General features: G+C 65.7%; 21 protein-coding genes and 1 tRNA gene. 10 read left to right on the forward strand and 12 right to left on the reverse strand.

Features of this window, described 5'->3' with window-relative positions; genetic code table 11:
• Positions 1 to 84: 84 nt before the first annotated feature.
• The 6 genes from AVHM3334_RS03630 to AVHM3334_RS03655 all read right to left on the reverse strand — a co-directional run bounded on the left by AVHM3334_RS03630 (position 85) and on the right by AVHM3334_RS03655 (position 5428).
• On the reverse strand, positions 85 to 933 hold the full coding sequence (locus tag AVHM3334_RS03630; protein ID WP_284409734.1) for a M90 family metallopeptidase: 849 nt from the start codon (positions 931 to 933) through the stop codon (positions 85 to 87).
• A gap of 53 nt (positions 934 to 986) precedes the next feature.
• Positions 987 to 1775 carry a UDP-2,3-diacylglucosamine diphosphatase gene (locus AVHM3334_RS03635; RefSeq protein ID WP_284409736.1) on the reverse strand — a complete coding sequence of 263 codons (789 nt, stop codon included), beginning with the start codon at positions 1773 to 1775 and terminating at the stop codon, positions 987 to 989.
• A 42-nt stretch (positions 1776 to 1817) separates the two neighbouring features.
• Complete coding sequence (locus tag AVHM3334_RS03640; RefSeq protein WP_284409738.1) at positions 1818 to 2324, reverse strand: peptidylprolyl isomerase; 507 nt, start codon at positions 2322 to 2324, stop codon at positions 1818 to 1820.
• A gap of 41 nt (positions 2325 to 2365) precedes the next feature.
• Positions 2366 to 2950 carry a peptidylprolyl isomerase gene (locus AVHM3334_RS03645; RefSeq protein ID WP_284409740.1) on the reverse strand — a complete coding sequence of 195 codons (585 nt, stop codon included), beginning with the start codon at positions 2948 to 2950 and terminating at the stop codon, positions 2366 to 2368.
• A complete protein-coding gene (locus AVHM3334_RS03650; protein WP_284409741.1) occupies positions 2947 to 4233 on the reverse strand; it encodes a L,D-transpeptidase family protein in 1287 nt (428 codons plus the stop codon). The genes AVHM3334_RS03645 and AVHM3334_RS03650 overlap by 4 nt, the downstream gene beginning before the upstream one ends.
• A 97-nt stretch (positions 4234 to 4330) precedes the next feature.
• Entirely contained in the window at positions 4331 to 5428 is a 1098-nt protein-coding gene (locus tag AVHM3334_RS03655) for a nuclear transport factor 2 family protein (protein ID WP_284409743.1), read from the reverse strand.
• 212 nt (positions 5429 to 5640) lie between these two features.
• On the opposite strand from AVHM3334_RS03655, the gene cysS reads away from it, so the two are divergent.
• The 7 genes from cysS (at position 5641) to AVHM3334_RS03690 (ending at position 12055) form a co-directional block, all read left to right on the forward strand.
• A complete protein-coding gene (gene cysS, locus AVHM3334_RS03660; protein WP_284409745.1) occupies positions 5641 to 7020 on the forward strand; it encodes a cysteine--tRNA ligase in 1380 nt (459 codons plus the stop codon).
• Between the two features lie 44 nt (positions 7021 to 7064).
• Positions 7065 to 7724: a DNA-3-methyladenine glycosylase family protein gene (locus tag AVHM3334_RS03665; protein WP_284409746.1), complete on the forward strand. Its 660-nt coding sequence runs from the start codon at positions 7065 to 7067 to the stop codon at positions 7722 to 7724.
• A gap of 88 nt (positions 7725 to 7812) precedes the next feature.
• Positions 7813 to 8790 (forward strand): acetyl-CoA carboxylase carboxyltransferase subunit alpha, encoded by a 978-nt coding sequence (locus AVHM3334_RS03670; RefSeq protein WP_284409748.1) that lies wholly within the window; start codon positions 7813 to 7815, stop codon positions 8788 to 8790.
• 110 nt (positions 8791 to 8900) lie between these two features.
• The gene (tilS, locus tag AVHM3334_RS03675; protein WP_284409750.1) at positions 8901 to 9851 is read left to right on the forward strand and encodes a tRNA lysidine(34) synthetase TilS; all 951 of its coding nucleotides are present in this window, start codon (positions 8901 to 8903) and stop codon (positions 9849 to 9851) included.
• Between the two features lie 95 nt (positions 9852 to 9946).
• Positions 9947 to 11215: an aspartate kinase gene (locus AVHM3334_RS03680; RefSeq protein ID WP_284409752.1), complete on the forward strand. Its 1269-nt coding sequence runs from the start codon at positions 9947 to 9949 to the stop codon at positions 11213 to 11215.
• Between the two features lie 42 nt (positions 11216 to 11257).
• A tRNA-Ser gene (locus AVHM3334_RS03685) sits at positions 11258 to 11350 on the forward strand.
• Positions 11351 to 11680: 330 nt separating this feature from the next.
• On the forward strand, positions 11681 to 12055 hold the full coding sequence (locus AVHM3334_RS03690; RefSeq protein ID WP_284409754.1) for a hypothetical protein: 375 nt from the start codon (positions 11681 to 11683) through the stop codon (positions 12053 to 12055).
• A gap of 528 nt (positions 12056 to 12583) precedes the next feature.
• Here the strand turns inward: AVHM3334_RS03690 and AVHM3334_RS03695 are convergent.
• From AVHM3334_RS03695 to AVHM3334_RS03710, 4 genes are all read right to left on the reverse strand, one after another.
• Positions 12584 to 13030 (reverse strand): hypothetical protein, encoded by a 447-nt coding sequence (locus AVHM3334_RS03695; protein ID WP_284409756.1) that lies wholly within the window; start codon positions 13028 to 13030, stop codon positions 12584 to 12586.
• Positions 13031 to 13856: 826 nt separating this feature from the next.
• Positions 13857 to 14276 (reverse strand): RNA-binding S4 domain-containing protein, encoded by a 420-nt coding sequence (locus AVHM3334_RS03700; RefSeq protein WP_284409758.1) that lies wholly within the window; start codon positions 14274 to 14276, stop codon positions 13857 to 13859.
• The gene (locus AVHM3334_RS03705; RefSeq protein ID WP_284409761.1) at positions 14273 to 15733 is read right to left on the reverse strand and encodes a sensor histidine kinase; all 1461 of its coding nucleotides are present in this window, start codon (positions 15731 to 15733) and stop codon (positions 14273 to 14275) included. Before AVHM3334_RS03705 ends, AVHM3334_RS03700 begins: the two co-directional genes overlap by 4 nt.
• Positions 15730 to 16413 carry a response regulator transcription factor gene (locus AVHM3334_RS03710; protein WP_284409763.1) on the reverse strand — a complete coding sequence of 228 codons (684 nt, stop codon included), beginning with the start codon at positions 16411 to 16413 and terminating at the stop codon, positions 15730 to 15732. Before AVHM3334_RS03710 ends, AVHM3334_RS03705 begins: the two co-directional genes overlap by 4 nt.
• 126 nt (positions 16414 to 16539) lie before the next feature.
• On the opposite strand from AVHM3334_RS03710, the gene AVHM3334_RS03715 reads away from it, so the two are divergent.
• The 3 genes from AVHM3334_RS03715 (at position 16540) to AVHM3334_RS03725 (ending at position 19714) form a co-directional block, all read left to right on the forward strand.
• Positions 16540 to 17499: a Bug family tripartite tricarboxylate transporter substrate binding protein gene (locus tag AVHM3334_RS03715; protein WP_284409765.1), complete on the forward strand. Its 960-nt coding sequence runs from the start codon at positions 16540 to 16542 to the stop codon at positions 17497 to 17499.
• A gap of 134 nt (positions 17500 to 17633) precedes the next feature.
• Positions 17634 to 18203, forward strand: a complete 570-nt coding sequence (locus AVHM3334_RS03720; protein ID WP_284409767.1) for a tripartite tricarboxylate transporter TctB family protein — start codon at positions 17634 to 17636, stop codon at positions 18201 to 18203.
• Positions 18203 to 19714, forward strand: a complete 1512-nt coding sequence (locus tag AVHM3334_RS03725; protein ID WP_284409769.1) for a tripartite tricarboxylate transporter permease — start codon at positions 18203 to 18205, stop codon at positions 19712 to 19714. The genes AVHM3334_RS03720 and AVHM3334_RS03725 overlap by 1 nt, the downstream gene beginning before the upstream one ends.
• On the opposite strand, the gene AVHM3334_RS03730 is transcribed toward AVHM3334_RS03725, so the two are convergent.
• Both AVHM3334_RS03730 and AVHM3334_RS03735 read right to left on the reverse strand, forming a co-directional pair.
• Complete coding sequence (locus tag AVHM3334_RS03730; RefSeq protein ID WP_502869844.1) at positions 19704 to 20900, reverse strand: PepSY-associated TM helix domain-containing protein; 1197 nt, start codon at positions 20898 to 20900, stop codon at positions 19704 to 19706. The two genes, AVHM3334_RS03725 and AVHM3334_RS03730, sit on opposite strands and share 11 nt — an antisense overlap.
• Before the next feature lie 34 nt (positions 20901 to 20934).
• The gene (locus AVHM3334_RS03735) at positions 20935 to 23151 is read right to left on the reverse strand and encodes a TonB-dependent receptor (protein WP_284409771.1); all 2217 of its coding nucleotides are present in this window, start codon (positions 23149 to 23151) and stop codon (positions 20935 to 20937) included.
• Between the last annotated feature and the right edge of the window lie 36 nt (positions 23152 to 23187).

Below are 23187 nucleotides of genomic sequence, written 5' to 3' on the forward strand. Positions count from 1 at the left end.
GCGACCGGTGCTGACGCGTCGATTCACTTCTATTCACTTGGCGGTGATTGATTTTGCTATTGAAAATATAGCAAAAGAGGCATATTAAACGCCGGCGTTCGGCCGATTCGGCGCCAACTCGCGATGAAAGAAGGCGTCCAGCGCGGGCATCAGCGACGGGAACTCGGCGGCGAACCTTTCCCGGTCCACGAAGTACGCCTCGCACGCGACCGCGAAGAACTCCGCAGGGGCGGTCGCTCCATAGGCGTCCAGCCACGGCCACTCGCCACCGAAACGCTCCGCAACGATCACCCGCTCGCGAAATGCGTCGTAGGCCGGCTGCCAGGCCGAGCGCCATGCCTGGCGTGCAGCGTGTGCGCTGGGCGCACCCAGAAACCCGGAGGGCAGCGGCGGAAAGCCATCGGCGGCGCCGTTATGCATGTCCAGCTTGTGCACGAACTCGTGGATGACGACGCTCATGCCCCGATCGCTGCCCCGGCCGGCGCTGTCCACTGCGGGCCAGCTCAGCATGACCGGGCCCCGGTGCATGGCCTCGCCCAGCAGCACTTCGGTGTAGTCATGCACCACGCCCGCTGCGTCGGTGGACTGGCGGCGGGCCACCGCTTCGCCGGGGTGCACCACGATGCCCACGAAATCGCCGTACCAGTCGAGGGCCTGCGCCGGAGGCCCCCAGTGCAGCAGCGGCAGGCAGGCCTGGGCCGCGATGGCGACGGCCATGGCATCGGTCACCACCAGGCCGTGGGCGCCGGTGAATTCCTTGCGTTGCAGAAAGAGGGCGCTCAGGGCGCGCAGCTTGGCCTGGTCGTGCAGGGGCAGGGCGTAGAGAAAGGGGTAGCGCTGCAGCGTTTGCAGCCAGAGCGTGGCGGAGATTTCCGGCACGGGTGCGACGGCTGCGCGCACGCGGCGCCAGAGTTTGTTCAAGAGAGCAGGCATGCAACGAGCGGAAGGCCTGCTTGCGCACTCCCGGCCAAAAAATGAGATGCCGTTTACATGGGGACGGCGCTCAGCCGTTCCAAGCCCTGTCCGGGCGACAGGCGCAGCACCTCGGCGCGGGGCGGGTGTGCGGCGGCATCCCAATCGCTCAGCACCACGCGCTGCAGGCCCGTGCCGAGCGCATGCACCGCCGGACGGTGGGTGTGGCCGTGGATCAGCGTGCGCGCGCCGGCTGCCCGCAGCCAGTCCTGCGTGGCAGGGCCGTCGAGGTCTGCGTAGGTGGCATCGCCGGCCTGTTTGCGCGCCTCGCTTTGCTCGCGTATGCCGCGCGCCTGCTGGCGCCGTACGGCCAGGGGCTGGGACAGGAAACGCTGCTGCCATTCGGCGCTGCGGGCCTGCAACCGAAAGCGCTGGTAGTCCACGTCGTCCAGGCACAGCAGGTCGCCATGGCTGAGCACCGTGCGCTCGCCCGCAAAGTGCAGCACGGTGGGGTCGTGCAGGCCCGTCAATCCGCACGCGGCCAGAAACCGGGCCCCGACGAGGAAGTCGCGGTTGCCATGCATGAAGAAGATAGGGCGGTTGCGCGCCGCTTCGCGCAGAACGGCGCAGCATTCGGCCTCGAACGCGCCGTCGGCATCGCTCGTGCAGTCGTCGCCCACCCACACCTCGAACAGGTCGCCGAGGATGAACACCGCGCTGGCCTCAGTCTTTTGCAGGTAGCGGCGCCATGCCTGGAAGGTGGCCGGTTCGCTGGCCTGCAGATGCAGGTCGGAAATGAATTCGACCGTGCGCCAGTCCGAAGGAGCGGCAAGCTCCTCGAACCGGGGCACGGTCGTGGTCACGGGCGGGCGGTGGTGGATGCGGATGCGCCGCTGTCGCCGCAATTACAGCGCGACGGCCTTCTCGATGATGACGTCGTCTTTCGGCACGTCGTCATGGAAGCCCTTGCGGCCGGTTTTCACGGCCTTGATGGCATCGACCACTTCGGTGCCCTTGACCACTTTGCCGAACACGGCGTAGCCCCAGCCCTGTGCGGAAGGTGCGGTGTGGTTCAGGAAGCCGTTGTCCGCGACGTTGATGAAGAACTGGGCCGTTGCCGAGTGCGGATCGCTCGTGCGGGCCATGGCCACGGTGTAGTTGGCGTTCTTCAGGCCGTTGTTGGCTTCGTTTTCGATCGGGGCCTCGGCGCCCTTTTGGTTCATGCCGGGCTCGAAGCCGCCGCCCTGGACCATGAAGCCGGGGATCACGCGGTGGAAGATTGTGTTGTCGTAGTGGCCCTTCTTCACGTACGCGAGGAAGTTCTCGGTCGACTTGGGTGCCTTTTCGGCATCGAGTTCGAGGGTGATCACGCCGTGGCCGGCGATGTGCAGTTCGACTTGTGGGTGGCTCATGGGAGGGGTTCCTTGGGGTCTGTCGGGAGGTGCGCCGCGGCTTACTTGACCACGGTGGCGGAATTGATGAGGACGGGCGTGGTGGGCACGTTCTGGTGCATGCCCTTGTTGCCCGTGGACACGGCCTTGATCTTGTCGACCACGTCGTTGCCCGAGACCACCTTGCCGAACACGGCGTAGCCGTTGCCTTCACCGTTGGCGTTGAGCATGGCGTTGTCCTTCACGTTGATGAAGAACTGCGAGGTGGCCGAGTCCGGATTGCCGGTGCGGGCCATGGCGATGGTGTAGTTGTCGTTCTTGAGGCCGTTGTTGGCCTCCAGCGCGATCGGTGGCTTGGTGGGCTTTTGCTGCATGTCGGGCGTGAAACCGCCGCCCTGGATCATGAAGCCGTTGATCACACGGTGAAAGATGGTGCCGTCGTAGTGCTTGTCCTTCACATAGGACAAGAAGTTGTCCACCGTCTTCGGTGCCTTGGCGGGGTCGAGCTGGACCACGATGTCGCCCATCGATGTGGACAGCTTCACCTTGGGTGCGGCCGCATCTTGCGCCTGCACGGGTGCTGCTGAAACGATAGCTGCCAGCGCAATGCTGGCAAGCGCCAGGGTCGAATTTCTTCTGGAAATCATCCAATCACTCCTTCGAAAAATATCTGCCATTGGTTGCCCTTGCGCGTCCAGTACTGGCGCTTCACGGGGCCGGTGCGAGCACCTTCGATGACTTCGCCGAACGTTACCACCATGGTGTCGGAGGCATCCGTCCAGCGCAGCAGGGTCTTGTCCTTGAGCTGGATCGGCCGGCCGCGGAGCGCGCGCGTTTCGGCGCTGAGCTGTTTGGAAAACTCCTGCAGCGGCATCTTGCCGTAGCTCTGGAACGTCGGCGCATAAAACCCCATCAGGCGCTGCAGGTCACCCTGCGACTTGGCCGTCCGCCATGCGTCCAGCACGGCATCGAATGCCTTGCGGTCGGCCTGCACGGCCTGGGGCTGCACCCACTGCAACTGCCGGGCGATCACCACGGGCGTGGAGCGCGGCTCCACGGTGCGCAGGATGCGTTCCAGATCGGGGTTGGCCAGTGCCAGGCAGCCGTCGGTGGCCAGGGGCGCCCGCGAGAACTGGTCGGGCGGCGTGCCGTGCAGCCAGATGCCGCTGCCGGTCTTGCCGCGGCTCTGGTCCAGCGGGTTCGGGTAATTGATGGGCAGAGCGCCCGCGCCGTAGAAATCTTTGAGCGTGGCCGGGTCCAGGCGGCTCGTGATGAAGTACACGCCCAAGGGGGTGCGCTGGTCGCCCTCGATCAGCTTTTCGATTCCGAGCTTGCCCACCGAGGCGTAATAGTCGGCCACCAGTTCCAGCCCGTTCGGCGTGTTCTCGAACAGATAAAGCCGCGATCGCGAGGCATCCACCGCGATGGCGTGGCGTGAGCGGAGCGACAACTCGATGAACTGCGCTGGAATGCTGCGCACCTGGGGCCGCACGCGCAGCGCATCCGTGCGCTGCCGAGACTCGGCGCGCAGCTCGGCCAGAATATCGGCGGCCTCCTGCGGTGGCGGGGCATCACCCTGGCCGGCGGGCACGTCGCCCATCTGCCGCAGCGGCCGGGTGCGGGCCGAAAGTAAATCGCCCAGCGCCAGTTGCGCGAGCTGGAAGTTGGGATGGTCGCGCACCAGGCTTTCGGCCTTGGCCAGCGCTTCACGGCCCTTGCCTTCGCCCGTCAGGCGGTACACCTCCATGAGGCGCTTTTCCGCCTGGCCATCGACGAGCGGGGCGGGCCGGACCGGCGCCGTGCGTGCGTTCTTGCCCACGGCGCGCAGCTTGTCGCCCTGCGCATGGGCCGGCAGTGCGCTGGCCGCCAGCAGCGACAGCGCCATGCTCGCCGCAATGCCGCGGCTCCAGGAGGAACGTCCCGCAGGCATCCGGGGCGTCAAGCGAGTGCGGGTGCGGCGCGTTGCGCCTGCAAAGGGCAAGGGAGCATCCCGACAGCGATAGGCCGCATCACCGAACAGCCTGCCATCAACCGCCCGTGGCTTCGCGCACGATGGTCCATTGGCCGCCGGTGTTCACCAGATCCAGCGTCTTTCGGCTGTTCACGCTGTAGCTGCCGGAGCTGTAGCCCTGGCGAAAGCGTGCCTGGGCCTTGTTGCCGTTCACGGAAACGCGCAGGTCGCTCACGCTGACATTGATCTTGGCACGGCCGACGATGCGGTCGCGGCGCTCTTTTTCCCAGGCCGCGTGGCTTTGCTTGCCGTTGGGGGTGTAGTTCTTGTCGTAGGCCGCCAGGTAGGCGTTCATGTCCTGGCTTTCCCAGGCCTTGGCCCACGCATGCACGGCAGCGGACACGTCTTTTTCAGCGGTGGCGCTGGCGGTGCCTGAGCCCGTCGATGCGGCGGCAGCAGGCGCGGGTGCCGGAGCCGGGGAGGGCGCAGGTGCGGCCGCAACGGGCGGCGCGGCCGGGGTGGGTGCAGGAGCTGGCGCGGCCGGCGCGGCGGTGACTGGGGCTGGAGCGGGTGCCGGTGCGGTGCGCGGTGCTGCCGCGGCCACCGGGGTGGTGGCGGCAGCAGGTGCCTTTGCGCTGGAAGCCTTGGGGTCGGTGGAGAACAGGTCGCGGATCAATGCCAGCTTGGGCTTGACCGAATTGGCATGCGTGGCGTCCAGCTGCAGCGCCTTGTTGTAGGCCTGGCTGGCCAGCTTGGCGTAGATGTCGCCCAGGTTTTCATGCGCGGTGGCATAGCTGGGGTTGGTGCGGATCGCCATCTCGAGCGCGGTGCGCGCCTTGTCGAGCTGGTTCTGGTTGGCGTACAGCACCGCCAGGTTGTTGTAGGGCTCGGGCAGTTCGGGATAGTCTTCGGTGAGCTTGGTGAAGGTGGCGACCGCTTCGGTCTGCTTGCCCGAGTCCGCCTGGGCCACGCCGCGCAGGAAGCGCAGTTGCGGATCGCGCGGGTTGGCGGTGAGCCGCTGGTCGGCCTTGGCCAGGGCGTCGGCGGGCTTGCCGGCCTTCAGCAACTGGGTGATGTCGGCGTAATCGTCCGCATGGGCCAGCGGGGCACCCAGCAAGGCCGACAGGGCGATCAGGCGCAGGAGATGGGCAACGGTACGTTGTGGGTGCTTCATGGGCGGACGGAGTGGTTGGAGGTGTCAAGCCGTAACGGAGGCTTATACTGCGGCGGATTGTAGCTGAGGGGTTTGTCATGCCGGTGCACTGTTGCCGCTCCTGATTTTGCTGGTGCGCACCGCCGCGCACAGCCCTTCCGAGAGGCTCCAGCCTCTTCGCGCAGCCCCTGCCCGGGCGCCGGCTGCACCATCCACCCCTTGACTGAATTTCCATGAGCTTGCGTATCTACAACACGCTGTCGCGTGCGCTGGAGCCTTTTTCCCCGCTGGAGCCCGGACATGTGCGCATGTATGTCTGCGGCATGACGATCTACGACCTGTGTCACATCGGCCATGCCCGCATGATGATGGCGTTCGACGTCGTGCAGCGCTGGCTCAAGAGCAGCGGCCTGCGCGTGACCTACGTGCGCAACATCACCGACATCGATGACAAGATCATCCGGCGTGCGGTCGAGCGTGGCATCACCATCCGCCAGCTGACCGACGAGATGATCGCCGCCATGCACCAGGACATCGGCGCGCTGGGCATCGAATCGCCCTCCATCGAACCGCGCGCCACCGAATACGTGCCGCAGATGCTCGCGTTGATCGGCACGCTCGAGAACAAGGGCCTGGCCTACCGCGCCAGCGGCGGCGATGTGAACTACGCCGTGCGCAAGTTCGCGGGCTACGGCAAGCTGTCCGGCAAATCGCTGGACGAATTGCGCGCAGGCGAGCGAGTGGCGGTGGCCGACGGCAAGGACGATCCGCTCGACTTCGTGCTGTGGAAATCCGCCAAGCCCGAGGAGCCGCCCGAGGCCAAGTGGGACAGCCCCTTCGGCGCCGGCCGGCCCGGCTGGCACATCGAGTGCTCGGCCATGAGCTGCGCCACCCTGGGCGAGAGCTTCGACATCCACGGCGGCGGTGCCGACCTGCAGTTTCCGCACCACGAAAACGAGATCGCGCAAAGCGAAGGCGCCACCGGCAAACCCCTGGCGCGCTTCTGGGTGCACAACGGGTTCGTGCGTGTGGACAACGAGAAGATGAGCAAGTCGCTCGGCAACTTCTTCACCATCCGCGACGTGCTGGCCAAGTACGACGCCGAGACCGTGCGGTTCTTCATCGTGCGCGCCCATTACCGCAGCGCGCTCAATTACAGCGACGCCCATCTGGACGATGCCCGCGCTGCGCTCAAGCGCCTTTACACGGCCCTGAGCCTCGTCGCGCCGCAGCCGATGCAGGCGATCGACTGGAACGATTCCTACGCAGCCCGCTTCAAGGCCGCGATGGATGAGGATTTCGGCACGCCCGAAGCCATTGCCGTGCTGTTCGATCTGGCGGGCGAGGTCAACCGCACGCAGTCGCCGCAGATGGCCGGGCTGCTCAAGGCGCTGGCCGGCTGTCTTGGCCTGCTGCAGGGCGATCCACAGGCTTTTCTGAAAGCCGGCGCTACGCTCGACGAACCCGCCATCCAGGCGCAGATCGCGGCACGCGCCGCGGCCAAGGCCGCCAAGGACTTCGCCGAAGCCGACCGCATCCGCAAGGCTCTGCTGGAGCAAGGCATCGTCCTCAAGGATTCGGCGGCCGGAACCACCTGGGAGGCGGCGCAGTGAGCGGTTTTGGGTTGAATTGGCCTCTGGCGCAGATGGGATAAGCGGTGGCAGCTACGAAAAAGATAGCGGGTGACGAACCTCAGCTGATCGCGCCCGCGTACTGGGCCGAGGCACGCAAGCACCTCGTCAAAAAAGACCGCGTCATGAAGCGGCTCATTCCCGAGTTGGGCGATGTGGCCTTGCGCCAGCGGGGCGATGCGTTCACCACCCTGGCGCGCAGCATCGTCGGCCAGCAGGTGTCGGTGGCGTCGGCGCAAAAGGTGTGGAACCGCTTCGCGGCGCTGCCCCGCACCATGACGCCGGCCAGCGTGCTCAAGCTCAAGGTGGACGACATGCGCGGCGCTGGCCTGTCCGCGCGCAAGGTGGACTACCTGGTCGATCTTGCGCTGCATTTCGACAGCGGCAAGCTGCACGTGAAAGACTGGGACGCGATGGACGACGAGGCCATCACGGAAGAACTGGTCGCCATCCGCGGCATCGGCCGCTGGACGGCGGATATGTTTCTCATCTTTCACCTGGCCCGCCCCAATGTGCTGCCGCTGGACGATGCCACGCTGATCCAGGGCATCAGCCAGCATTATTTTTCGGGCGATCCCGTGAGCCGCAGCGATGCCCGCGAAGTGGCCGAGGCCTGGAAGCCCTGGTGCAGCGTGGCGAGTTGGTATATTTGGCGGTCGCTCGCCCCGTTGCCGGTGGACTATTGACGCCCTCGCGGGAGGGAGCGGCAACCGATGCTGCGTCCGTGCCCGTGGTGCTGGCCTGAACAGGGCGAGGAGCCCAAGGAGAATTACGTTGGCGAAAAAAACCTTTCTGGATTTCGAGCAGCCGATTGCCGAGCTCGAGGGAAAAATCGAAGAACTGCGCTACGTGCAGACCGAAAGCGCGGTCGATATTTCGGAAGAAATCGATCAGCTCAGCAAGAAGAGCCACCAGCTCACCAAGGACATCTACAGCGAGCTGTCGCCCTGGCAGATCACCAAGATCGCCCGCCACCCCGAGCGCCCCTACACGCTCGACTACGTGCGCGACATCTTCACCGACTTCGTCGAGCTGCACGGCGACCGCCACTTCGCCGATGACCTGTCCATCGTCGGGGGGCTGGCCCGCTTCAACGGCCATGCCTGCATGGTGCTGGGCCACCAGAAGGGCCGCGACACCAAGGAACGCGCCGCGCGCAATTTCGGCATGAGCCGTCCCGAGGGCTACCGCAAGGCCCTGCGCCTCATGAAGACGGCCGAGAAGTTCAAGCTCCCGGTGTTTACCTTCGTGGACACGCCCGGCGCCTATCCCGGCATCGATGCCGAAGAACGCGGCCAGTCCGAGGCCATCGGCCGCAACATCTTCGAGATGGCGCAACTGGAAGTGCCCATCATCACCACCGTGATCGGCGAGGGCGGCTCCGGCGGCGCGCTGGCCATCAGCGTGGCTGACCAAGTCGTCATGCTGCAGTACTCCATCTACTCGGTGATCAGCCCCGAAGGCTGCGCTTCCATTCTTTGGAAGACCAGCGACAAGGCGCAGGACGCGGCCGATGCCATGGGCATCACGGCGCACCGCCTGAAGGCCCTGGGCCTCGTGGACAAGATCGTGAGCGAGCCCGTGGGCGGCGCCCACCGCGACCACAAGCAGATGGCCGCCTTCCTGAAGCGCGCCCTGGGCGATGCATTCCGCCAGTTGGCCGATCTCAAGACGAAGGAATTGCTCGATCGCCGCTATGAGCGCCTGCAGAGCTATGGCCGCTTCACCGACACCAAGGCGGAAACCCGCTGAACGTCCGTTCGGCAGCGACCTGCTGCCGGCGTGAACCCTGCGGCCCTTCGGGGCCGTTTTCATTGGTGAGAGCGCAAAGCTTCACGCTCTTCAAGGAACAGGCCTTTTGCATGACGCAGTCCTTCGATGCCGCCATGGATGCTTTCACCCCGGCCCTGCCGCTGGCCGTGGGGCTGAGTGGCGGGGCCGACTCCACCGCGCTGCTGCTGGCCTGCGCGGGTCGGTGGCCCGGCCAGGTGCATGCGTTCCATGTGCACCATGGACTGCAGGCGGCAGCCGATGGCTTCGAGCGCCACTGCACCGCTCTGTGCGAGCGCATGGGCGTTCCGCTGCAGGTGGCGCGCGTGGACGCTCGCCCCGCGCCGGGTCAGAGCCCGGAAGACACGGCCCGTCGGATGCGGTACGAGGCTTTTGCGGGCCTGGCACAAGTAACACTAGGGCATGATGCTATAAAAACAATAGCATTGGCCCAGCATGCGGATGACCAGGCCGAAACCCTGCTGCTGGCACTGTCGCGGGGCGCCGGGGTGCCGGGGCTGGCGTCCATGCCTGCGCACTGGCAGCGCGACGGCCTTGCCTGGCAGCGGCCCTTGCTGCGGGTGGCCGGCGCCGATGTTCGCGCCTGGCTGGTGGCGCGGGGCGAGCCGTGGGTGGAAGACCCTACCAATGGCGATGAGCACTACACGCGCAACCGCATCCGCCACCGGCTGCTGCCGGCGCTCGACGCCGCGTTCCCCCAGTTTCGCGACACCTTCGCACGCAGCGCCGAGCATGCCGCGCAGGCCAGCGAACTGCTGCAGGAACTGGCCGAGGCCGATCTGGTCGCCGTAGGCGTGCCGCCGCGGCTGGCGGCCGTGCAGGCGCTGAGCCGGGCCCGGCAGGCCAACGTGCTGCGCCACTGGCTGCGCAGCGTGCACGGCACCACGCCGGCCGCGGCCCAACTGGCCGAACTGCTGGACCAGATCGCCGCGTGCACCACGCGTGGCCATCGCATCCGCATCAAGGTCGGCCGCGGCTTCGCGGTGCGCGAGGCCCAAGTGCTCGGTTGGTACAATTCCTAGGTTTTGGTCCCCATCCCTGCACGAAAAACGGCGGCGCGCCAGAACAACTTTCTCCTCCTTAGCGCCGGCTTTCGTTTCGTCATTCCAGATATCCAATGGCACTGATCGTTCATAAATACGGCGGCACGTCGATGGGCTCCACGGAGCGCATCCGCAACGTCGCCAAGCGCGTGGCCAAGTGGGCGCGGGCCGGCCACCAGATGGTGGTGGTACCCAGCGCCATGAGTGGCGAAACCAACCGCCTGCTCGGGCTGGCCAAAGACCTGGCGCCTTCGCGCGCCACCGATGCGTACCACCGCGAACTCGACATGCTGGCCTCCACCGGCGAGCAGGCGTCTTCCGCGCTGCTGGCCATTGCGCTGCAGTCCGAAGGCATGGAGTCGGTGAGCTACGCCGGCTGGCAGGTGCCGATCCGTACCAACAGCGCCTACACCAAGGCCCGCATCGAATCCATCGACGACCAGCGCGTGCGCGCCGATCTGTCCGCTGGCAAGGTCGTGATCGTGACGGGCTTTCAAGGCATCGACGAACACGGCCACATCACCACGCTGGGCCGCGGCGGTTCGGACACCTCCGCCGTCGCTGTGGCTGCCGCCATGAAGGCTGCCGAGTGCCTGATCTACACCGACGTGGATGGCGTGTACACGACTGATCCGCGCGTGGTGCAGGAGGCGCGCCGCCTGGCCACCGTGAGCTTCGAGGAAATGCTGGAGATGGCCAGCCTGGGCAGCAAGGTGCTCCAGATCCGCTCGGTGGAGTTCGCCGGCAAATACAAGGTGCCATTGCGCGTGCTGTCCAGCTTCACGCCGTGGGACATCGATATCAATGAAGAAGCCCGCTCCGGCACGCTGATCACTTTTGAGGAAGACGAAAAAATGGAACAAGCCGTTGTGTCCGGCATCGCATTCAACCGCGACGAGGCCAAGATCTCCGTGCTCGGCGTGCCCGACAAGCCAGGCATCGCCTACCAGATCCTGGGCGCCGTGGCTGATGCGAACATCGACGTCGATGTGATCATCCAGAACCTCAGCAAAGACGGCAAGACCGACTTCAGCTTCACCGTGAATCGCTCGGACTACGCGCGCACGGTCGATCTGCTCAAGGAAAAGGTCGTTCCCGCACTGGGCGCGCAGGAAGTGGTGGGCGACGCCAAGATCTGCAAGGTCAGCATCGTCGGCATCGGCATGCGCAGCCATGTCGGCGTGGCCGCCAAGATGTTCCGCGTGCTGAGCGAGGAGGGCATCAACATCCAGATGATCTCGACCTCCGAAATCAAGACTTCTGTCGTGATCGACGAGAAGTACGTCGAGCTGGCCGTGCGCACTCTGCACAAGGCGTTCGAACTGGACCAGCCGCAGGCTTGACCCAGGAAAAACGCCTTTAATCTGAGGCATAATAGAGGGATTGGAAACGTGACCGAGTGGCCGAAGGTGCTCCCCTGCTAAGGGAGTATGGGGTGTAGAGCCTCATCGAGGGTTCGAATCCCTCCGTTTCCGCCAGATAAAGCCCTGTAAATCTACGATTTACAGGGCTTTTTTCATGGATTTGCGCGTTTGCTCTTGGTGCAGACCGCTTGCCTTTTAATGCACGTCGTAAAAATGTTTGGCTCGGCCGAACAGTCGGTAGTGTCAGTTCGGCTGGATTGCATCAACAAGTCAATTGGATCAATCTGGTTTAAAAATTGACCTGGATCAATCTTGTTGCTGCGATTGGGTGTCGTCCGACAGCTTTGCAATCCTCGGGACGGCGTTAGCGCCATCAGGCGCTCCTTACAACGGAAGTGCGACCAAGCATCTTGCTTGCGAACATGACCTGAAAAGGAGTTTCTGATGAGCTCGTCTACCACCCATCTTTCCAGCCGTGCACTTGATTCCGATTTGGCAGAACAAGCGCGTCCCGGCCACGGCATTCCTTCTCAAGATCCTGCGTCCGCAGCGCAATTTGCGCTGTCGCCCCAAGAGGCTGAGCGTGAATCCAATTCATCCCTCATGGGAGGCGGATTTATGGCCGGAGCTGCTGCTGGCGCAGCAGTAGGTGCTGCGGTTGCAGGGCCCGTCGGCGTGTTTGTCGGCAGCACCGTGGGCGCTGTCGCCGGAACCTTCGGTGGTGCCGCTGCCGGTAAGCTGGCCAAACCAGCAACTGTAGACGCCGTCGGAGTTGCGCCGACTTCCGAGAAGAATGTGAATTCTCTGCCGTCTCGATGAATTGTGGATTCTGCTTTTTTTGCGATGCGATGCGACACCTTAGTGGTGCAACCGGCAGGAGACCTTTGCTGTGATCACATGCGCCATCTGGTGGCAAGGTGATTAATGGGTGAGGGCGGATACCGCGTCGGGTCCGTCGAACGCAGCGCCTTTCGTATGCTGTGCACACGACACATAAAAGACGGGGTGAATGCGCCTGACGCGCGCGCCCCAAGCACAAACGCCTTCGCCGCGAGTGGACACGGCATCGGCCTGAGACCCCGCCACCTGGCCAGGCGACGCGATGATAATTCGGGGGTTGTGATACAGCCTGTGAGTGGCGGTAAGTGCCGCCAGTGCATGTCAATTTGCAGCCAATCGCTGCTGCGGCTTCGCGCTGAGACCCGGGGTTTTATCACTCGGTAAGGGCATTTGCCGTTGCTGGTGGTAGGCAGTTCTCTAGACCTTGATCGAGATGGTGGCGGCTCTGCGCGGTGCGCGCGAATAAAAATGAAATGCACTGCCCTTCGAGCGGTCGCATCCCAGGCGCTAAGGCGCCGAAGGCAGATAAAGCGACGCCGCGTCAGTGGCCAGCGCGTTCAGCAGGCCATCTGCGCCAAGGCGAAAGTGGGCGCCTGTCGTATTGGCGATGGCAACGTACGCTGCAAAGCAGTGAGCAGGCAAGGTCATCATTCCTACCGCGTCGCCAGAAACGATTTCAAATGCAGGAGGCGGTGGATTGGAGTCCAGGGTAAATCCAATGAGCATCATGGTGCCATGCACACCCACTTTCCCACCCGTGATCTCGATGCAACCGACGGCGTTCTCCACCGTGTAATCGTTGGTGGAATAGGAAGCCTGCCCCGACAGCGCGACGACGCGCACGCCGCGCGCTTTCACCACGCTGTAGTCGGTCCAATCGGTCGATAGGTTCAGGGGCGTGAACTGTTGCATGAGGCCGCGGTGGCGCGCGCTCCTTGCTGGGTAGTTTTCCATGGGAGAGTGAATGGTTGTGCTGGAAAGAAAATCGGCAGTCAGCGTTGCTGGTCATGCCTTGAAGGCCTGCGGCGTTGGCTATTCAGACGGATTCCTGGCAAACGATTGATCGACGACACGCAACCTGCAAGCGGCACTCGCTCATTCGTCGTGGATTTTTGTTGTGCATGGCTTATCTCCTTGTCCTTTGGTTCGCAAACAGACCTTACCTTTGACCTTTTGGGCGTTACGAAAGGTTGCGCTGACGCCACGAACTGAGGCGTAGGAGAAGCCTGACTAGCGAGTCAGGCAGCGTTGCATCGGTGTAACGAATTGCGGTTTTTGTGACGTTGCGTGATTCATTCACCACGCGAAGGATTTTTACGCTGTCGCATTCCATCTGCTGAAAATGGAAGACGGTGGGACTGAGGCAGAGAGAGATGGGTAGCGTTAATAGCAAATTCGCAACATTCCGTTGAATGAAACGATATTCCTGTTGCGAATCGGCATTTTGAATTTATGATTCACCTGTCGGCAACTCCAGCCGACACCTCCCTTTCTTGCTCTTTAGCAAGTTTTAGCCCGCCTCGTGCGGGCTATTTTTTTGGGTTGTCAGCAGACAGTAAGGGACATGCCCAAAATGGGCTCCACCTGACGGGGGCATCGCCTCCCCTACGGAATCCGGGCTGTGACCAGGCCGCAATGCCTGCCCGACTTTGCCCGCCTTCGTGCGGGCATTTTCTTTTCTGCGTCGATCCAGCACAGGCCGTGTGAGCGAAGCCGAAACAGGCTGACCGCCGCCCGAAGGCGACCACCACGAATTCGAACCGCTGAACCCGCCTGAAACTTACTCGTCAGTGGACGCGCTCCAGCGGCTGCCCCAGTCGCGGGCTTGATCGATGTTTCGGCGATCGCGCTTGGTGGGCCTGCCTTCTTGCAGGCTGGCGGCGGGTTCCGGCGCCAGGCGGCGTTGTTCGGCCGCGATTTCCCGTGCGGCGATGCTTTCCGCTGTTTCTTCGTAGAGCAATTGGGCGACAGGCGCCGGGCCGCGCATGCCGCTCAGCGCCCGCACGAGCACGGTGCGCTGCGTGGGGCCTTGCTTCAGGGCCACGCTGTCGCCGGGGCGCAATTCACGGGCGGCTTTGGTGGCTTGGCCGTTCACCGTGACCCGGCCTTTACCGATTTCTTCCACGGCCAGCGAGCGGGTTTTATAGAAACGGGCGCACCACAGCCATTTGTCCAGGCGCATCGATTCGGGAGCATTCATGTGGCGATTTTCTTCCGTTCGGCAGGGGTCGGATTGTCGGAGGATGCCAACGGAAGCCGCACTACGGCGTCCAGCCCGGCGATGCGAGAGCCTTCCATGCGATTGGACAACTCGATCTGCCCGCCCAAGGCCTGCACGATTTCCCGGCAGATCGCCAGGCCCAGGCCCGAGCCGGTGCGCACGTCGCCCGCGGAAAAAGGCTGGAACAGGCGCTGGGCCAGTTCGGCGTCGATGCCCGGGCCGCTGTCGGCCACGGTCAGCGCGACATGGCGCCCATCGGCACGCAACTCGACCGTCAGCACGCCGGACGGTGGCGTGTGGCGGATCGCGTTGTGCAGCAGGTTTCGGGTGAGTTCTCGCAGCATCCATTCATGGGCCTGCACCGGGGCGGGGTCGGTGTGGATGCCGAAGTCCAGATCGCGCTGGGCGATGAGCGGTGAAAGCTCCAGCGCGATGGCGCGCAGTTCGTCATCCAGGCGGGTCACCGGCGGCGCGCTCTGCTGGCGCAACTGCTCGACCTTGGCCAGGGCCAGCATCTGGTTGGCCAGCAGCGTGGCCCGCTCGACGGTGTCGCTGATCTCGTGCAATGCCTGCTCCGGTGGCGCGTCGCCGCGCAGAGCCGACTGCACTTGCGTCTTGAGCACGGCCAGCGGGGTGCGCAGCTGGTGCGAAGCGTCGCGCACGAAACGTTTCTGGTGCGCCAGCAAGTGCGAAAGCCGCAGCATGACGTGGTTGGTGGCCTCGATGAGCGGCTGGAGTTCGCGCGGTGCGGCCGGGGCGGAGATGGGGCGAAGGTCGTCCTCGGGCCGGTTCTGCAGGCGCGCGCTCAACTGGCGCACCGGACGAGTGGCCTGCTCCACCACCAGCACGACGATGACGGCGATGACCAGCACCAGCAGCGCTTGCCGTGCGAGCGTGGTCCAGAGGATCTGCAGCGCCAGGGTCTGGCGCAGTTCCAGCGTTTCGGCGACCTGAATCACGGCCATTCCACGTCCCTGGGGCGTGGCCACGGGTTGCAGCAATACCGCCACGCGGACGGGACGGCCGCGGAACTGGTCGTCGTAGAAGTCCACCAGCGCAGCGTATGGCGGACGCGCGGGAATGGCGCCGTGCCAGAACGGCAGTTCGTCAAACCCCGAGACCAGCTGGCCTTGCAGCGTGGAGACGCGATAGAACATGCGGCTTTGGTTGTCGGCCTCGAAGGCCTCCAGCGCCGAGTACGGCACGATCGCGCGCAGCTGCGCCGCGTCGTCGTAGCCGGTCACGTCGATCTGCTCGCTGATGGTCTTGGCCGACGCCAGCAGGGTGCGGTCGTAGGCCGTGTGCAGCGATGCCAGGGTCTGCCGGTACAGGCTGTGGGTGTTGTATGCGATGAAGAGCGATGCGGGCACGAGGATGCCCACCAGCAACTGGCGGCGCAGCGAACGGGTGCGGGGTCGCGCTGCGGCGCGCTTCATGCATCGGCCTTGAGCAGGTAGCCCAGGCCGCGCAGCGTCATGAGCGTGAGGCCGGTGCCCACCAGTTTCTTGCGCAGGCGATAGACCACCACTTCGATGGCTTCGTACTGCACGTCCAGCTGTCCGGGAAAAACCAGTTCGTACAGGCGTTCCTTCGTCACCGCGTGGCCGGGCTGCGCGAGCAGGGCGTGCATCAGCGCCAGTTCGCGCGGGGTGAACTCCATCACCTCGTCGCCCAGATAAATGGCGCCGCTATCTTTTTCATAGCGCACTGCCGCGATGTTTATTGCGCTGGAGGCCGATTTGGCTTCAGGTGCCTCGCCGGTCCTGCGCACCAGCGCGCGCAGCCGTGCCTCCAGTTCGTCCAGATCGAAGGGCTTGGGCAGGTAGTCGTCGGCGCCGGCATTCAAGCCGAGCACGCGGTCACCGACGGTGCCGCGCGCAGTGAGCAGCAGCACGGGCGTGCGCAGCCCCGTGGCGCGCGCCTGCTGCAGCACTTGCAGGCCGTCCAGGCCGGGCAGGGTGAGGTCCAGCACCACCACGTCCGGCGCACGCGCGGTCCATTGCGCGAGGGCGGCGCGGCCGTCGCCGAGGGCGGTCACTTCCATGCCCCGGCGGCTCAGGGAGCGCTGCAGCGTGGCCTGCATGGCCGGGTCGTCTTCCACGAGGAGCAATTGCATGCGCGGCACCTTAGCACCGCTCGCGGCGGTCCCGAAGATGGGTGTTTACCCTGAGCGCGTGGACAGCCGTTTGACAGGAACGGCGCGCATCATCGGCCCGTTCGTACAACTTATAAGGAGACAGCGATGCGTCGTGACACCTTCCTCAAATCCCTGGCGGCTTTGGCCGCTGCCGGTGCGCTGCCCCTGTCGGCACAGGCCGCCAACGCGGTCAAGATGATGCTGCCCGCCAACCCCGGCGGTGGCTGGGACACCACGGGCCGGGCCCTGGGCCGTGCGTTGCAGGACGCTGGCGTGGCGTCTTCCGTCACCTACGACAACAAGGGCGGCGCAGCGGGTGCCATCGGCCTGGCGCAGTTCGTCAATTCCAGCAAGGGCGACCCGAATGCGCTGATGGTGATGGGCGCCGTGATGCTGGGCGGCATCATCACCGGCAAGCCGCCCGTGAACCTGACGCAGGCCACGCCGATCGCCCGGCTGACCAGCGAATACAACGTGTTCGTGCTGCCCGCCAATTCGCCCTTCAAGACGATGGGCGAAGTCGTGGCCCAGCTCAAGAAAGACCCGGGCAGCGTGAAGTGGGGCGGCGGTTCGCGCGGCTCCACCGAGCACATCGCGGCCGCCATGATCGCCCGCGAGGCCGGCGTGGACCCGGCCAAGATCAACTACGTGGCGTTCCGTGGGGGCGGCGAGGCGATTGCGGCCATCCTGGGCGGCAACGTGACCATCGGCGGTGGCGGCTACAGCGAGATGGCCGAGTACATCAACACCAAGAAGATGGTGCCGGTGGCGGTGACCTCGGGCCAGCGCCTCAAGGGCTCTTCGGTGCCCACGCTGAAAGAGCAGGGCATCAACGTGGAGATCGGCAACTGGCGCGGCGTGTATGCCGCACCGGGCATTTCCGCCGAGCAGCGCAATGCCCTGATCGCCATGGTGGACAAGGCGCTCAAGAGCAAGAGCTGGGCGGAGTCGATGGAAAAGAACGACTGGACCCCCGCCTGGATGGCCGGCGACGAGTTCGGTACGTTCGTCGATACCGAGTTCGCCAGCCTGCGCGCCACCATGGTCAAGGCCGGGATGGTCTGACGGGCGGTCGCCTTCTCCTTGCGGTGCCGCCCCTTCGCCGGGGCTGCGCACCGCGTGTTGCGCGGCCGCCGAGGCCTACGCGCTGATCGATGCACTCCGGGCATGGTGGCCCCGGGGTGCCAAGGACACTGAGCATGCCGGAGCCTATCGCTTCTCCTTCTTCCCCTCTTTCGCCGGATGTCCCGGCCGCCGCTGGCGCTCCACCGGGCGCAGGCCTGCAGGCCGCCGTGGGCGCGGCCGTGCTGCTGGTCGCCGCCGCGCTGGCCTTCGGCGCGCTGAGCATTCCGTCCAACGCAGGATACGGCGGCGTGGGCCCCAACTTTCTGCCCTGGCTGGTGGCCGGCGTGCTCGCGCTGTGCGGCGCGGTGCTCGTATGGGAGGCGCTTTCGGGCGGCTATCGCTCCCTGGATGACCCGGGCGGTTCGGCCAGTGCCAACAAGGTGGCGTTCGTCTGGGTGTCGGCCGGGCTGCTGCTCAATGCAGCGCTGATCTCCACGGTGGGCTTCATCCTGAGTTGCACGCTGTGCTACGTGCTGGCGGTGCAGGGCCTGCGGCGTGCTGCGGGCCAGCCTGCGGCCGGCAGCGCGCGAACCTGGGCCATGGACGTGCTGACGGGGGCGCTGATCTCGGCGCCGGTGTATTGGATGTTCACGCAATTCCTGGCGATCAATCTGCCAGGGCTCACGCAGACAGGGTGGCTGTGATGGAAATTTTCGACGCATTGCTGGCGGGCTTCGCCACCGCGGCCACTCCGGCCAATCTGCTCTGGGCCCTGGTGGGCTGCGCACTCGGCACGGCCGTGGGCGTGCTGCCGGGCATCGGCCCTGCCGTGGCCGTGGCCATGCTGCTGCCGATCACGGCCAAGGTCGAAGTGACGGCTTCGATGATCTTCTTCGCCGGCATCTACTACGGTGCGATGTACGGCGGATCGACCACGTCGATCCTGCTGAACACGCCGGGGGAGACGGCGAGCATGGTGACCGCCATGGAGGGCAACAAGATGGCCAAGAGCGGCCGCGCGGGCGCCGCGCTGGCCACCGCGGCGATCGGCTCGTTCGTGGCGGGCACCATCGCCACGGTGGTGGTGACGCTGTTCGCGCCTTACGTGGCGGACTTCGCCGTGCGGCTGGGGCCGCCGGAATATTTCATGCTCATGGTGCTGGCGTTCACCACGGTGAGCGCGGTGCTGGGCAAGAGCACGGTCCGCGGCATGACGGCGCTGTTCGTGGGCCTGGCTGCCGGGCTGATCGGCATGGACCAGATCTCCGGCGCGGCCCGCTACACGGCTGGCCAGCCTGAGCTGCTGGACGGCATCGACATCGTGCTGGTGGCGGTGGGCCTTTTCGCCGTGGCCGAAGTGCTGCATGCCGCGATGTACGAAGGCCGTGTGGTGGACACGCAAAACCGCATGGGCCGCGTGCACATGACCCGGCGCGACTGGAAACGCTCCATTCCCGCCTGGCTGCGCGGCACGCTGATCGGCACGCCGTTCGGCTGCATTCCCGCCGGCGGCACCGAGATCCCGACCTTCCTGAGCTACGCCATGGAGAAAAAGCTCGCCAAGGGCGAGGACAAGGCCGAGTTCGGCAAGGAGGGCGCAATCGAAGGCGTGGCCGGCCCCGAGGCCGCCAACAACGCCACGGTGACGGCGGCGATGATTCCGCTGCTCACGCTGGGCATTCCGACCTCCAACACGACGGCGGTGCTGCTGGGCGCGTTCCAGAACTACGGGATCAATCCCGGCCCGCAGCTGTTCACCACGTCGGCCACGCTGGTGTGGGCGCTGATCGCATCGCTGTACATCGGCAACGTGATGCTGCTGGTGCTGAACCTGCCCATGGTGGGCCTGTGGGTCAAGCTGCTGAAGATTCCGAAGCCGCAGTTGTACGCGGGCATCCTGATCTTCGCTACGGTCGGGGCCTACGGCATGCGCCAGAGCGCGTTCGATCTGTTCCTGCTGTATGGCATCGGATTGCTGGGGGTGCTGATGCGGCGCTTCGACTTCCCCACCGCCCCCGTGGTGGTGGGCATGATCCTCGGCCCGCTGGCCGAGGCCCAGATGCGCAACGCCATTTCGATCGGCGAGGGCAGCTGGTCCATCTTCGTCACGCGCCCCATGTCGCTGGCGCTGATGGTGATCGTGGTGGCCGTGCTGATCGTGCCCCGCGTGATGCGCGGCTGGGCCTCGCGCCGCCTGGCCGCCGCTACCGCCTGACCGGTGTGCGTGCCGTCAGCGGCGAGGCCAGCGCGGCCTTGCCGCTGGCTGGTTTTCCGCGGCCGGTGGCTGCCGCTGCCGGCGCGCTCGATGGGCGCCGGCCCAGCCACAGGTAGAGCCCGCTGCCCAGCACGATGATGGTGGCGATGTCCAGCAAGGCCCAGATGATCTTCATCGGCATGCCGCCGTAGTCGCCGAAGTGCAGCGGCTGCGAAACCAGCAGGGCCACGAGATACCACGGCAGTTTGGGGGCCGCGGTCACCTCGGCCGTTTTGGCATCCACCAGCACCGGCTGCAGCAGCCGCGACGTGAGCGGCTCGTTGCCGCGCAGGAAGAACGTGTGATGGTGGGGGCTGGAAAACGAGGTGCCAGGAAACGCGATGAACGACAGCTTGGTGCCCGGCGCGCGGGCCAGGGCGGCGTCCAGCGACTTCTGCACCGATGCGCGCTCGGCCACGGGCGTGACCGGCTGGCCGTTGTAGGGCGCCAGCAGCGCGCTCAGTTCGTCGTATTGCCAGTATTTGATGAGCAGGTCGGCCCAGGTGTTGATCATGCCGGTGCCGCCCACCACGAAGGCCCACACCAGCGTGACGATGCCCAGCAGGTTGTGCAGGTCGAGCCACTTCACGCGGGCCGAGCGCTCGCGCCGCACTTCGCCGAAGCGCAGCTTGCGCATGAAGGGCGCGTACAGCACCACGCCCGTGACGATGGCCACGAGCAGCAGCAGGCCCATGAAGCCGAGAAACAGCTTGCCCGCCAGACCCGCGAACAGGTCCACGTGCAGCTTGAACATCACGTACATGAAGCCTTCGTCGAAACGCGGCTGTGCCAGGATGGCGCCGGTGCGCGCATCCACCGCCACCGACCGGAAGTTTTCCGTGGGCGCCGGCGTGGGCGTGAGCGTGGTGAACCACAGGTCCGTGCTGTCCTCGGGCTGCGAAGCGAACTGCACCACACGGTCGGGGTGCTGTGCGCGTGCCACGTCCAGGACGCGGTCCAGGCTCACGTGCGGCGTGCCGGCCGGCATGGCAGGCGCTTGCACTTCGGTGCCGAGCAGATGCCCGATCTCGTGGTGGAAGATGAGCGGCAGGCCGGTCAGGCACAGCAGCAGCATGAACACGGTGCAGACCAGGCTGCTCCACTTGTGCAGCCAGGTCCAGGTCTTGAGGGAGCGAGCGGTCAGCATGGTCGGGTGGGGTGTCGGGGCGTTGCGATGGGGGTCAGAAGTCCACGCTGGCGCTCAGCGTGAATGTGCGGGGCGCGGCCACGACCAGATAGCCGGAGCCCGGGTAGCCGCCCGCCGAGGCCCAGTAGTTGCGGTCGGTGGCGTTGTCCACCCTGGCGCGCAGGGTGACCAGGCGGCCGCTCCATTCGGTGGCGTAGCGCACGCCCAGGTCCAGGCGCGTCCAGGCGGGCACGCGCAGGGTGTTGGCATCGTTGGCGTAGGTGGCGCCGGTGCGCACCACGCGGGCGTCCAGCGCAAGGCCTTGCGCACCGGGAACGTCCCACTCCGCGCCCAGGTTCGCCTGCAGGCGCGGCACGCCGATCACGCGGTTGCCGTCGAGCGCGGCATTGCCTGTCTCGCGCTGCCTGGCATCGAGCCACGTCATGCCGCCGAGCACGCGCAGCCCGCGCGTGGCCTCGCCGTACACGTTGAGCTCCACGCCCTGGTGCCGGTCCTTGCCGGACGAGGCGAACACGTTGGCCGCATTCACGATGGCGCGCGGCTTGGTCGTGCTGAACAGGGCCAGCGAGCCGCCGATGCGGCCGGCGTCGTATTTGAGGCCGATTTCCTTTTGCTTGGCGACGTAGGGCGACAGCTGTTCGCCGCGGTTGACCACCGGCGTGCCGTTGGCCGTGGCGGGAGCGGTCTCGCCCTTGCTCAGGCTCTCGACATAGTTGGCGTACACCGACAACTGCTTGCTGGCCTTGAACACGGCGCTGGCCAGCGGGCTGGTGCGGCTTTGCTCGTAGCGGTTGGTCAGCGCCGAGGTGCCGTAGGCATAGTCGGCCACATCCAGCTTCTGGTGGCGCAGGCCCAGCGTGACGAGGACGGTGTCCTGCACCAAGGACATCGTGTCGCCCACTGCGAAACTGGTCATGCGGGTCCGGCCCGTCAGGTTGGGATTGGCGAGCGTGCCGCCATAGCCCGCATTCGCGCTGAAGGCTGGCTGGGCGTAGGGCGCATAGGCATACAGGCTGCCTGGCCGGGTGTTGAGAAAGTCGAACGCGTAGGCGTTGTCTTTCTCTGCGTCGAAGTACGAGGCGGAGGCCACCCATTCATGGCCCACGCTGCCCGTGCGGGCCTTGCCGCGCACGCCGAGCTCGCCCGTGTTCACGCGGTCCTTGCGGGTGTTGTCGAACCGGTAGGTGCTGCCCTCGCCCGTGGTCGAATCGCTCACGCTGAGGTTGGCCAGCGAATTCGATTCCTCGCTGCGGCGCAGGCCCCAGGCGCCCCACGCGGTCACATCGGGGCCCAGGTCCACTTCACCGCGGAAGGTGCCGAACAGGTCGCGCTCGTTGGAATACGTCCAGGGCTGCGAGAAGTTGGCCGAGGCCTGCGGTGCGGCGGGAATGAAGTTGGCGTTCGTGCCGCTCAGCGTGACGTTGGTGCGCGTGCCCTTGAGCTTGTTGTCCTGCCAGCCGATGTCGCCGGACAGGCGCACGTCGCGGCTGCGCCAGTCCAGGCCCACCGACAGCAGGCCGAGCTGGTTTTTTTCGTGGTCCACGGCCGTGTCGCCATCGCGGTAGGCCGCGTTCAGGCGGATGCCCGTGCTCTGGTCGGGGCCGAATCGGCGGGCGATGTCGGTGGACACCATGCCGTAGCCACCCGAGCCCGATCCCACGGTCACGCGCGACAGCGGCTCGTTCGGTGCGCGTTTGGGCAGCAGGTTGATCGCACCGCCGATGCCGCCGCCGTTGGGCGCCGCACCGTTCAAAAACGCCGATGCGCCGCGCAGCAGCTCCACGCGTTCGAACAATTCGGTGGCGATGTACTGGCGCGGCAGCAGGCTGTACAGGCTGTTGTAGGCCACGTCGTCCGAGTCCAGCAGGAAGCCGCGGATGAAATACGTTTCCTGGAAATTGCCGAACCCGCGCGCCAGCCGCACGCCGGCATCGTTTTGCAGCACCTCGCCCACGCTGCGCGCCTGCCGGTCCTGGATCAATTCGTTCGTGTAGCTGGTGATGCTGAAAGGGGTCTCCATCGCATCGCGCGTGCCCAGAATGCCGGCCCGCCCGCCGCGAGCGACCTGGCCGCCGGGATAGGCGGGCGACAGGCCCTGCGCCGAAGCGTCGGCGCTGGCGCCCACCGTCACGGTCGGCAGGGTCGGCGCATCCGCTGGCGCTGGCGCTGCCGCAGCCTGTGCGCTGGCGTGGCCGCCGAAGGTGGCAAGGGCCAGTGCGACGGCCAGGGCGATGGGGGTGTGCTGGTTCATGGGCATAGACAGGACGGGGAAGGGAGAGGATCAGGA

The sequence above is a fragment of the Acidovorax sp. SUPP3334 genome (assembly GCF_030159055.1).
Taxonomy (GTDB): Bacteria; Pseudomonadota; Gammaproteobacteria; order Burkholderiales; family Burkholderiaceae_C; genus Paracidovorax.